Origin of the sequence: Paenalcaligenes sp. Me131 (genome assembly GCF_050487225.1) — a bacterium.
Taxonomy (GTDB): Bacteria; Pseudomonadota; Gammaproteobacteria; order Burkholderiales; family Burkholderiaceae_B; genus Paenalcaligenes.
This window is the reverse complement of the sequence record NZ_JBKQGY010000001.1, coordinates 248673-259554: the sequence shown is the minus strand read 5'-3', so window position 1 is coordinate 259554 and position 10882 is coordinate 248673. Positions and strand designations below refer to the sequence as shown.

11 protein-coding genes are annotated in these 10882 nt (G+C 49.3%); 8 read left to right on the top strand and 3 right to left on the bottom strand.

The genetic code is table 11. The features are described from left to right. Positions 1-83: 83 nt before the first annotated feature. From pta to ACLPHM_RS01200, 8 genes are all read left to right on the top strand, one after another. Positions 84-1085 (top strand): phosphate acetyltransferase, encoded by a 1002-nt coding sequence (gene pta / locus ACLPHM_RS01235; RefSeq protein WP_430219461.1) that lies wholly within the window; start codon positions 84-86, stop codon positions 1083-1085. Beyond that, a complete protein-coding gene (locus ACLPHM_RS01230; protein WP_430219460.1) occupies positions 1082-1843 on the top strand; it encodes a sulfite exporter TauE/SafE family protein in 762 nt (253 codons plus the stop codon). Before pta ends, ACLPHM_RS01230 begins: the two co-directional genes overlap by 4 nt. Before the next feature lie 130 nt (positions 1844-1973). Beyond that, a complete protein-coding gene (locus ACLPHM_RS01225; RefSeq protein ID WP_430219459.1) occupies positions 1974-2987 on the top strand; it encodes a TRAP transporter substrate-binding protein in 1014 nt (337 codons plus the stop codon). A 62-nt stretch (positions 2988-3049) separates the two neighbouring features. Next, positions 3050-4975: a TRAP transporter large permease gene (locus ACLPHM_RS01220; RefSeq protein WP_430219458.1), complete on the top strand. Its 1926-nt coding sequence runs from the start codon at positions 3050-3052 to the stop codon at positions 4973-4975. After that, on the top strand, positions 4972-5391 hold the full coding sequence (locus ACLPHM_RS01215) for a GlcG/HbpS family heme-binding protein (protein ID WP_430219457.1): 420 nt from the start codon (positions 4972-4974) through the stop codon (positions 5389-5391). The genes ACLPHM_RS01220 and ACLPHM_RS01215 overlap by 4 nt, the downstream gene beginning before the upstream one ends. A 116-nt stretch (positions 5392-5507) precedes the next feature. Continuing rightward, positions 5508-6008, top strand: a complete 501-nt coding sequence (locus tag ACLPHM_RS01210; RefSeq protein WP_430219456.1) for a hypothetical protein — start codon at positions 5508-5510, stop codon at positions 6006-6008. A gap of 3 nt (positions 6009-6011) precedes the next feature. Continuing rightward, positions 6012-6410: a YchJ family protein gene (locus ACLPHM_RS01205; RefSeq protein ID WP_430219455.1), complete on the top strand. Its 399-nt coding sequence runs from the start codon at positions 6012-6014 to the stop codon at positions 6408-6410. 114 nt (positions 6411-6524) lie between these two features. Next, positions 6525-6983 carry an Ivy family c-type lysozyme inhibitor gene (locus ACLPHM_RS01200; protein WP_430219454.1) on the top strand — a complete coding sequence of 153 codons (459 nt, stop codon included), beginning with the start codon at positions 6525-6527 and terminating at the stop codon, positions 6981-6983. Between the two features lie 95 nt (positions 6984-7078). On the opposite strand, the gene nagB is transcribed toward ACLPHM_RS01200, so the two are convergent. The 3 genes from nagB to ACLPHM_RS01185 all read right to left on the bottom strand — a co-directional run bounded on the left by nagB (position 7079) and on the right by ACLPHM_RS01185 (position 10881). Then, the gene (gene nagB, locus ACLPHM_RS01195; RefSeq protein WP_430219453.1) at positions 7079-7828 is read right to left on the bottom strand and encodes a glucosamine-6-phosphate deaminase; all 750 of its coding nucleotides are present in this window, start codon (positions 7826-7828) and stop codon (positions 7079-7081) included. A gap of 270 nt (positions 7829-8098) precedes the next feature. Beyond that, the gene (locus ACLPHM_RS01190) at positions 8099-9586 is read right to left on the bottom strand and encodes a metal-dependent hydrolase family protein (RefSeq protein WP_430220734.1); all 1488 of its coding nucleotides are present in this window, start codon (positions 9584-9586) and stop codon (positions 8099-8101) included. Positions 9587-9846: 260 nt separating this feature from the next. Continuing rightward, a complete protein-coding gene (locus tag ACLPHM_RS01185) occupies positions 9847-10881 on the bottom strand; it encodes a c-type cytochrome (protein WP_430219452.1) in 1035 nt (344 codons plus the stop codon). Position 10882: the final 1 nt, after the last annotated feature.

Genomic DNA, 10882 nt, shown 5'->3' with positions numbered 1-10882 from the left:
GACACTTGTTTCAAACACCAAAAATCTGCTATAAATCTCATTAAACAGAACAAAATATCTCGATAAACAAGAAGGAGACTAAGGTGCGCTTATTGGACAACATCATTGAGGCGGCACGTAGTCAACCTGCCACCATCGTCTTATGCGAAGCCGATGACCCTCGGGTTCTGGCGGCGGCACAACGTGCACAAAGCAAAGGCATTGCGCGCATTATGTTGGTTGGTGCGCGCCAGAACATTGAGGCATGCGCCCAACAGCATGGAATTTCGCTCGCTGATTTAGTCATAGAAGACCCCGCTACATCATCACACTTAGCCACCGTAGAAGCCGCGTTACTGGCCTTGCGTGCCCCAAAAGGCATGCAGCCTGAAGATGCTGCCAAACAAATCCAAGACCCATTGTGCTTTGCCAATATGCTGGTGCATTGCAATCTTGCTGATGGCTCTGTAGCCGGTGCGGTATATAGCACCGCCGACGTTGTGCGTTGCGCCTTGCAGCTCATAGGCAAAGCCCCCGATGCAGAGTTGGTATCTAGCTTTTTCTTGATGCTCATGTGCCAACCCCACCACCCTTACAAAGGCGGCATGATCTTTAGTGACTGCGGATTAGTCATTGACCCTAATGCTGAACAGTTAGCCAGCATCGCCCAAGCTGCAGCAGAATCGGCGCGACGACTGCTACAAACTGAACCGCGCGTCGCCATGTTGTCGTTTTCTACCGCGGGTAGTGCTCACCACCCTGCTGTCGATAAAGTGATCAAAGCGGCACAACTGGTGAAACAGCGCTGTCCTGATTTGGCCATTGATGAAGACATACAGTTAGACGCGGCATTAGTGCCTGAAATTGCCGCACGCAAACTCCCTAATTCACATGTCAAAGGTCAGGCTAACGTCTTAATATTTCCTACACTTGAGGCTGGTAACATAGCCTATAAAGCGGCCGAACGTTTAGGCCAACTCACCGCCATTGGCCCGTTGCTTCAAGGTTTACGTAAACCGGCTAATGATCTATCCAGAGGCTGCAGCAGCGACGATATTTATGCTGTGATTGCCATCACTTCTCTGCAAACACATTCCACGTCATGAGCTTGATCACCACACTGCTTTTACTGCTCATTATTGTTGTTGGTACGTACTTTCAAACCGTGACCGGTTTTGGTCTGGCCATGATCGTCATCGGTATCAACAGCGCCGTCGGGCTTACTAGCGTGCCGTTTATCGCCTCGGTAGTGAGCCTCGTGAGCTTAGTGAACAGTGGTGTGGCCTTACCGCGCCACCTGCACCACATTGATTGGAGACTTGCCAATACCACCTTGTTAGGCGTGATTCCTGCCAGTGTGTTGGGTGTGGTGCTGCTGAACTTTCTAAACGCGCAAGCGACTAGCATTTTGGAGTTTCTGCTGGGCTGCGTCATTGGCTATAGCGGCATCAGCTTTGCCCTACGCCCCCGCCAGCATACCGAGATCTCCAGCCTGCGTTCTTTTTTCTCCGTGGGTTTTATTTCCGGTCTCTGTGGTGGTTTGTTTGGCATTCCAGGCCCACCGATTATTTTTCATCTTTACCGACAGCCCATGAGCCTTGCCGTCACACGCAACATGTTGCTGCTGATTTTTGCTTGTACCGCTTTTTCCCGTAGTTTGTATGAGTTCATTACTACCGGTTTTCCCGAGGGCACACTGACCACCACGCTACTCGCTATTCCTTGCGTCGCACTGGTCACGATTCTGACACAACGGTTCCCGCCCCCACTCAGCATAGAAACGGTACGACGCATCACCTTTGGTACCTTAATACTCATCGGTATCAGCTTAATTGTTCGAAGCCTAAGCACACTGCTGCTGTAATGTTCTCTTTTTTCTACGATCAGGGGTAAATCCTTAGAGGATTTGCCCCTTTGCTCATTGCCGTCTTAAGAAAAAAAACATACCATCAAATCTCATTAAACAAAACAAAAAGTACCATAAAGGAGATTTCATGAGGAAGACAACTGCAAAACTCTGGTTAATGGGCATAGGCTTATGTGCAGCCTCTTTTGCACAAGCGGCCTACGAAGGCCCTGCGGTACGTTTCAAACTGGCGCACACTGCGCCTCCCGGCAACCACATCACTGGTGCGTATGAGAAATTTGCGGAACTGGTGAAAGAAAAATCAGATGGCAAAGTCGTCGTACAACTGTTTCCCGGCGCTGTGCTGGGCAGCGATCGCGTACTGATAGAAGGTGCACAGAAAGGCACACTACAAATGGGGGTTAGCTCTACACCCAACTTGGCCAACTTCTCCAACCAATTTCAGGTATTTGACCTGCCTTACATCACAACGCCTGAAAAGCAGCAACAGCTTTATGCCGCGATCAACCCAGGTGGTGCACTGAATCAGTACTTAGAAAAAGCGGCCAATGACATAGGCCTACAGCCCATCATGTATGCCGAATATGGCTACCGCCACTTTGTTTCCAGCGATAAACCACTGAACAGTGCAGCCGACCTAGAAGGTCTCAAAATGCGTACTACCGATTCCCCTGTGGAAGTGGCAGTCGCTAAATCCTTAAACACCAACCCTGCCCCTATTGCTTGGGGTGAGGTCTATACCTCACTGCAACAAGGCACTATAGACGCTGAAGGCAACACCTTCCCCCACCTGTACGGTGCTAAACACCACGAAGCACTGAAATATGCCATTACCTCGGCCCATAACTACGGCATGCAAGTTGCTATGGCCAATAAAAAATGGTGGGATAGCTTGGCCCCCGAGACTCAAAAGGTCATCCAAGATGCGGCATTAGAAGCCGTTACCTACCAACGCGAAGTGCTGTATCCAGAAAACGAGCGTCAAGCTCGCTTAGCCTTCGAAGAAGCTGGCATCCAAATCCATGATGCAACACCAGAGGAAATTCAAACCTTCAAAACCCTTACTCGTCCTGTATTTGAAGAGTTTGCGGCCAAACTACCAGGCGAGCTAATTGAGCTGGTAGAACAAACACAACAATAAGATTATGCCTGCGTAGCTACCACCACACGGTAGCTACGCCACTAGGTTTGAGGAGCACCAGCATGGCCCACGCCACATCGCAGCGATCCCCTATAGCAATACTGAACCAACTGGAAAAACCATTACTTTTTGTTGGTCTGCTACTGATGATCTTGATCATCAACTACCAAACACTGTTTAGATACTCCATGTCTACGCTCACCACTTGGGCCAGCCACCCGGACCAGTATCCATGGATTACCTTATTGGGCGATCCTAGCGCGGTTAAAGCCTGGTTACGTAGCAAAATCGGCTGGGCCACGTGGAGCGAGGAACTTGCTCGCTACATCTTTGTGTGGATCTCTTATCTAGCCGTATCCCTGTCCATTTTGTCCAAAAATAGCATTCGTATGGATGCTGTACACAATGCTCTGCCCCCTAGATTACAAAATATTGTCTGGGTGGCTATTTATGCGCTGAGCCTGCTGCTGACCGCCGCTTTTTTGCAAATGGGTATTGAACACATAGGCATGCAGCGCGAATTTACGCAAACCACTCCTGCTCTGCAAATCAACTATTTAGTACCGTATTTGATTCTCCCCCTAGGCTTTGGGCTGATGAGTTTACGTACGCTGCAATGCTTGTATGAGTCGTGGAAAAACTTGAGCTGGTATGACTTTGTTGCTGGTCTGCTGATTCCCGTCGTTTTACTGTCTCCCCTCTTTATCTGGGAGTATGTGGACGCTACCTTGCTGCTGTTTTGCTATTTTGTAGTGTTCATCGTTTTAGGCGTGCCCATTGCTTTCTCTTTGGGGCTGGCCAGTATCGTCACCATCATCGGTGCCGACACACTACCGCTGGACTACATCGCGCAAATTGCCTTTGTTTCCATCGATTCCTTCCCCATTATGGCTATACCGTTTTTTATTGCTGCCGGTATTTTCATGGGGGCGGGCGGGTTATCTGAGCGCCTACTGATTGTGGCTGATAAGTTAGTGGGTTCTTTACCCGGTGGCTTAGCCTTAGCCAGCATCATGACATGTATGTTCTTCTCGGCCATTAGTGGTTCAGGCCCAGCCACCGTTGCCGCCATTGGTACTATCACCATTCCCGCCATGGCGGCCCGAGGCTACAACATTTACTTTGCTGCTGCCGTCGTTGCTTGTGCTGGCGCTATTGGTGTCATCATTCCGCCTAGTAACCCCTTTGTGGTGTACGGTGTGGCGGCTCAAGCCTCTATTGGTAAATTGTTTATCGCAGGCATTGTGCCCGGCTTATTCATGGGCTTCATGCTCATGGCAATCACCTACTTTATTTCCAAAAAGAACGGTTGGAAAGGTGAAGAAGGGGACCGTTCGTTTGGCTCTATTTTGATCTCACTCTGGCAAGCCAAGTGGGCGCTGTTAGTCCCAGTCATTATTTTGGGCGGTATCTACGGCGGCATCATGACACCTACCGAATCGGCGGCTGTGGCGGCGCTGTACGGCCTGATCATTGGTAAATGCGTGTACCGCGAACTAAGCTGGAAAAAGCTCTGGAATGCCAGCATAGAAGCCACCCAAACCTCTTCCATCATTATCATTTTGATGGCGATGGCGACCATTTTCGGCAACATCATGACACTGGAGCAAATTCCCGAAACGGTGGCCAGTGGCGTGCTGACGTTCACCGATAACAAATACCTGATTCTGTTCCTTATCTGCATTTTGCTGCTGATTATTGGGGTGTTCATGGAGGCGTTAGCTGCCATTGTGATTATTACCCCCGTCTTGCTACCGCTGGTGCTTAAGCTGGGTGTAGACCCCATCCACTTTGGTGTCATCATGGTAGTAGGCCTAGCCATTGGGTTCATTACGCCCCCTGTAGGCGTTAACCTGTTCGTCGCCAGTGGTATCGCCAAAATTGGTATAGATAAGATCGCCAAAGCCAGCTTCCCGCTCTTACTGGTCATGATTCTAGTGCTGCTATTGGTGACCTATGTGCCTGCTATTTCGTTGGTGCTGCTATGACCGTTATTACTCAGAAAGCACTCTGTCACGCTAGCCTAAACGCCCTGCACCACCATGCAGTGCAAGACGGCCTTCCCCCGGTCTGCTTTGCACTGGTTGATGCACAAGGTGATTTGCTGTGTTTCGAACGCATGGACGGTGCTCCTGTACGTACCATTAACATCGCTATAGCCAAAGCTTATACAGCAGCCCGCATGGGAGCCAGCACACGTCAATTCCGACATCGCTTGCAGCAAGAAAGCCTGCAGTGCAGTGAGTTTATGGACAGTGCTCTCTGCGCCTTACCAGGGGGTGTCATCCTCACCTTACCTAACCAGAGCTTTGCCGCTTTAGGGGTCAGCGGCAGAGCCTTAGATGACGATGAAAACTTAGCCCTGACATTGGTTAAACACCTACAAGCACATTTTTCCAAATGATGTAAGCACAATAAAGGCAAGAAAGATTACCTAGGGGAATACACGTAACCATCATGGAGCGTCTGTATAATAGGCTGTATCCATACTGTTTCTTATTCTCTATTTTCTTTCTTGCCATGACTACTGCCACTAGCTCCACCTCACACAAACTACTGCGCCAAGCGCTAAGTGCTATTTATTTCTTTGGTGGAATTGTTGGTTTATATGTACTGCTTTCTCAAGCGCAGATTTTTATGGTTTCAGCACTGGCCATTATTCTGTTCTCGCTAATGCTGATTCAAAACGTAGTCGCCATCTATGGTGGCGTGAGATTCTGGCGTGGCAACCCGGAGGGCGGCCAACTGCTGTACTGGTTATCATGGACCAGCGTGCCAGTATTTTCTTCTACTATGCTGTCGTACCACAGCATTATTGGCTTAGGGCTCACCCCCACTATTACCCTCACCCCCGGCATGTATGACTTTCACATTCAGTTCACGCTGGGCTATGAAGGCGCGCTGAAGTGGTTCCCAACTTTCGATATTTTCCAGTTGGGTCTAAACCTAGCCCCACTGCTGTTCATTGCCGTAATTCGTGCACTGCTGCAAGCTAACTCTGATACCCCAGTAAAGATCTAAGCTATGCGCAACGCTGTTAAGCAGCCCTGCCCTTGCGGCACGGGCAATCACTATGAGCAGTGCTGCGGTCGTTGGCATCAGGGCCCTGAATACTTACAAGCCCCTGATGCTGAACGCTTAATGCGCTCACGTTATAGCGCGTTTGTCTTGCAGCTACCGGACTACCTGCTCGCCACATGGCATCCCAGCACGCGCCCCTCAGAGCTGGAGTTGGATGATGCATTCACCAAATGGATTGCGCTCACCATTCATCATGCGCAGCAGCAAGATGACACACATGCTGAAGTCAGTTTTACCGCACGCTATAAAGAAAATGGGAAAGCCTGCCGTTTACAAGAAATAAGCCAATTTATAAAAGAACAGGATCAATGGTTTTATGTAGAGGGCCAATTTCCTAACTAAGTAACACCAAAACCTTTATAAAATTGACATATTCAGAAACGCGTAAGCAATCAGACTATACACAAATTACGTTATGATCTTTACGAACGTAATCTTTCTCATTGGAGAGCACTCATGACAATTAAATACTCTGCTGCGGCACTATCCTTGGCCCTGCTGTTTAGCCCTCTTAGCCATGCAGACTCCACTGTGCCGTATGTAGACGAATACTTAGCAGACATCGCTGATAAAAACACCGCGATTGCCGAGCGCTTTGTGCATTTTTTCGAGCCTGTCACAGGTCAAGCTGAGTGGGTTAAAAATTACGGCACCTCCTCTCCTGCCCGTTTGGTAACTGCTGGTGAAAAAGAACAAAACTACTTGGTATTCCAAGGCTGCAAACCACACGACTGCAATACACAAAGCTACTTAGTGCTTTACAACCCTAAATCTGAACAGTTTGAAGCCGGTGCACTACGTACAGACACCATGGGTGATCAAGGCGCACTGACTGAAACACGTATTCAGTGGCTAGGCGATGCAAACGACAGTTTGACGCAAGTAATTTGGGACGAGTTCACACCTAACGACTAAGTGTGTGCCTCCCCTGCTTAACCCGCTAAGCAAACAGCCCCCACAGGCACAAAGCCGTGGGGGCTGTTTTTATGGCTGATGGCCTAGTAAGGCGGTTATGCCGCTTGGTGCAAGACGGTTTCTGGCAACAAACTGGCGGCCGCGCTATCCATAACAATGCGTACATTACTGTGCTGCTTTAATACGGTTGCAGGCATATCTTCGCTAGCAGGACTTTGGAAATAGTTCAGCATAGTCTGTGCTTTGTGCTCACCCGTGACCACCAACAAGATTTCCTTCGCTTCGAAAATATCTTGAATGCCCATGGTCAGCGCATGATGCGGTACCTCATCCATACTACTAAAAAAACGACCATTATCCTGTCTGGTGCGCTCTAGCAGTTCTACTACATGGGTGCGGCTATCAAAAGGCGTACCTGGCTCGTTAAAGCCTATGTGGCCATTGCTACCTATGCCCAGCAACTGCAAATCCAAACCACCTTCTTGCTGTATGCGTGCTGAGTAATGCTGACACTCTGTCTGCCAGTCACTAGCCAAGCCATCCGGTAAGTGCAATTGTGCTTCAGTAAAAGGCAGCAAGTTGAACAGATGCTGGTGCATGTAATAGTTATAGCTTTGTGGATGCGCCTGAGATAACCCTACGTACTCATCCAAGTTAAAGCTATGTAATTGCGCCACGTCCAGTTGCAATGCCGTGACCTGTCGCACGAACTGTTGATAGACGGGCTCCATCGTCCCCCCTGTCGCCAGCCCCAACACAGCATTAGGTTTTCTTTGTATTAGTTGGATCAAGTGGTTACTAACGTAGGCGGCAACCGCTTGTGGATCAGGGAGAACAAGAAACATGAAACACTACAATAAAAATTAAGAATAATAAAAGGTCTATCAGCAAATGGCTAAAGTACCATTCTGGCCAAAAACGAGGCGCTTTGCATCCCTTTTTAACAAAGATAAACGTTAGGGCATTTTAAAAATAGGATTAGCCGTTTTTTAGAAACAAAACGGCTGATTTCTCCTATTACAAACTGCTTATTAACCCTATTGAAAGTTTTTCTGCTGTCCTAACTAGCGGTGCCACAGCACTGTAGTAAGGCCGTAAATCCACACTATTACGGTTTACAGTAGATTTTTATACACCACGCCATTTTTCATAATCAGATGGAAGTTTTGCTCTGGATCAGCCACAAAATCCAGATTTTTTTCAGGATCACCATCCGCAATAATCAGATCCGCATACGCTCCTTTTTCCAGCTTACCTAAGGTATGGGGGTATGGGTTACGTGCTCCCGACAAGGCAACGTATTCACCATTCATACCAGTCCCCTGCTTAAGCACCGTTAACGGATCATAGAAACGCGTGAGTTTTGCTAGCTGCTTACCCTGCGTACGCGTGTTATTGGCATTAAATAATACGTCTGTACCCCAGCCAGTATGGATATTGTATTTTTGTGCCATTTCGTAGGCATGCACCGTACCTTGAGCGACTTCATGCTGAGCCTGACGACGCATATCATCTGGATAAAAGTTAGCATCTTCGTCTTGCAAGAATGGCTGTAAGCTCCACCATGTATCGGTGTCAGCCATCATTTTGACGCTTTCTTCGTCAGCCAACTGGCCATGCTCAATACTTTTCACGCCTGCACGTATACACCGTTGTATGCCTGTGGGCGTATACACATGAGCCATCACATAGGTATTCCAGTCTGATGCGGCGGCAACAGCAGCTTTTAGCTCTGCTTCAGTGTACTGCGTGCTATCTAAAGGATCGTACATAGACGCCACACCGCCACCTGCCAACACTTTGATCTGCGAGGCACCTAGCATCAACTGTTCGCGCACTCGGCGTAGCACCTCGTCTGCACCATCAGCAATCATCGCCACACCAACGCGCTCAACCAAGGCTAAGTCAGCCGCTCCTGCTCGTGGCAAATCGCTACGCATACGGAAGTCCCCGTGCCCAGAGGTTTGCGAAATCATGGCCCCTGATGGGTAAATACGTGGGCCATCAATAATGCCTTCATCGATAGCACGCTTCAATGCAAAAGCTGGGCCGCCCGGATCTCTGATGGTTGTGAACCCACGCAGCAACGTGTTTTGTGCTTCTTTCGCTGCCACCAAATACAAATACCCTACATCAGAGGTCATGGCAGTCACTTGATTGATGGCTGCCAGCATGGTGTGCCAATGCACATCAATCAAACCAGGCATCAACAGCTTCCCGCCTGCGTCGATAAGCTCAGCATCGTTGACAGGCTCAGACTCAGGAATGATGTCTTCGATCATGGCGCCACGCAGCACCAGTTTCAAGCCTTGCTGCGGTTTTTTACCGCTACCATCGAAAAGCCTAGCGTTATGAATCACTACAGGGCGTGGTGGCGTTTTAGGCGTGGCGCTACCCGTCGCAGCCCCTACGCTTCGGGTCATGCCTGAAAACGCTGCAGCCATAGCAATCGCACCGCCTAGAAATTGTCGTCTGGACATATCTGCCATAACGCGGGCATGCAGTATCTGCATGATAGTGCCACCACAGTCGCACCCACGGCGACGTTGGATTTTTCCGGGTGTTGCACCTGCCAGCGCCCACAACCCTTGATGCTGCCCCATTTTTCGTAATGCGTTTTGCATGCCAAGATTACCCATAAAGATGGTTGATCGCATTTTCTGTCTGTCACCAGCACCTACTGCTGCCAGTTACGTACTGTAAAAACATCGCTGCTTTTTATGGTCGCCGTCTGCTCTTACACAGGGGCAATCATACTAAAACCTGCTCGCTCTGCCTGCTTTTACCTACAACTTGTCACATATAAAAAACCCGCTACACCATCGGTATAGCGGGCAAAGGCACTACTTAATACTTGAGTGCATTACTCGAAAGAACGAGAACGCAGCAATTCTGGCTTCATGATAGGTTTATGGCCTGTATTGGCATGGTCAGCCAACAACTCCCCGTTTAGCTCGGTGCCGTAACGGGTATTTTTGTGGAAGGTATCTAAGTACATTTCACGCGTTTCTCTAACATCACCGGTATAACGCGGATCTTGAGGACGCTCTCGTGTGTCGATGTACTCGGCCAAATCCCATGCCTGTTGGTCGGTTAACGAGTTAGGCTTACCCAATGGCATGTTCTGTTTTACAAATGCCGCTAAGGTAAAGGGACGTGCAATACCAGCCCCCCAGTTATACGAACCATCGCCCCACAATGCGGGGAAAATCACTTTTTCGCCCTTCATCGTGCCAGCGCCATCCTCAGCGTGACACATGGCGCATTGTGCTTGGTACAACTCGCGGCCACGTTCTACGTCTGGTTTAAGCTCTGGATCGGCCAAACGTGCATAGCCTCGACCGTACAGTTTTTCATCTGCTGCAGGGTACATAGGCACACCACGGGCCAACCACTGGTGGTACGCCGTTAACGCCAACATGTTGTCGCTGCCGTACTCAGGTGGAATACCGTTCATAGAGTACGCAAAACACCCTACGATACGTTCTTCCAAGTTATTGACGTGACCGTTTTTGCCACGGTAATCCGGCAAGGTCACTACCGCAGGCCACACTGGGCCAGCATTAGGCAAGCGCCCTTCACCCATGTGACAGCTACTACAGTTCATATTGTTAAACACGTTCACGCCGCGCAGTTGCTGAGTGTCCACGAACAGATCGTGACCACGGCGAATCACCGCTTTTAGCTCTGGGTGCAGATCGGAGTTTTCCAGATCTTCCATGGTTGGGGGTACGTGTACATAGTCACCGTCGGCTGGCGGTTTAAAGCCAGGAGCCATGTGCGACAACTGTTCTAATAGTGCTGGGTCAAAGCTACTTGTAGTCGCTGGCTCTTCCGCAGCAAACACTGACGTTGCCACAACGGAAGCACCTATCCATAGCAAAATATTCTTTTTCATG

Excerpts from the sequence above, each read along its gene's own strand:
- ACLPHM_RS01205 (WP_430219455.1), top strand. The coding sequence starts at position 6,012 with ATGCGCAACGCTGTTAAGCAGCCCTGCCCTTGCGGCACGGGCAATCAC.
- ACLPHM_RS01200 (WP_430219454.1), top strand. The coding sequence starts at position 6,525 with ATGACAATTAAATACTCTGCTGCGGCACTATCCTTGGCCCTGCTGTTT.
- ACLPHM_RS01190 (WP_430220734.1), bottom strand. The coding sequence starts at position 9,586 with ATGGGGCAGCATCAAGGGTTGTGGGCGCTGGCAGGTGCAACACCCGGA.
- ACLPHM_RS01230 (WP_430219460.1), top strand. The coding sequence starts at position 1,082 with ATGAGCTTGATCACCACACTGCTTTTACTGCTCATTATTGTTGTTGGT.
- ACLPHM_RS01220 (WP_430219458.1), top strand. The coding sequence starts at position 3,050 with ATGGCCCACGCCACATCGCAGCGATCCCCTATAGCAATACTGAACCAA.
- ACLPHM_RS01185 (WP_430219452.1), bottom strand. The coding sequence starts at position 10,881 with ATGAAAAAGAATATTTTGCTATGGATAGGTGCTTCCGTTGTGGCAACG.
- ACLPHM_RS01225 (WP_430219459.1), top strand. The coding sequence starts at position 1,974 with ATGAGGAAGACAACTGCAAAACTCTGGTTAATGGGCATAGGCTTATGT.
- ACLPHM_RS01210 (WP_430219456.1), top strand. The coding sequence starts at position 5,508 with ATGACTACTGCCACTAGCTCCACCTCACACAAACTACTGCGCCAAGCG.
- nagB (WP_430219453.1), bottom strand. The coding sequence starts at position 7,828 with ATGTTTCTTGTTCTCCCTGATCCACAAGCGGTTGCCGCCTACGTTAGT.
- ACLPHM_RS01215 (WP_430219457.1), top strand. The coding sequence starts at position 4,972 with ATGACCGTTATTACTCAGAAAGCACTCTGTCACGCTAGCCTAAACGCC.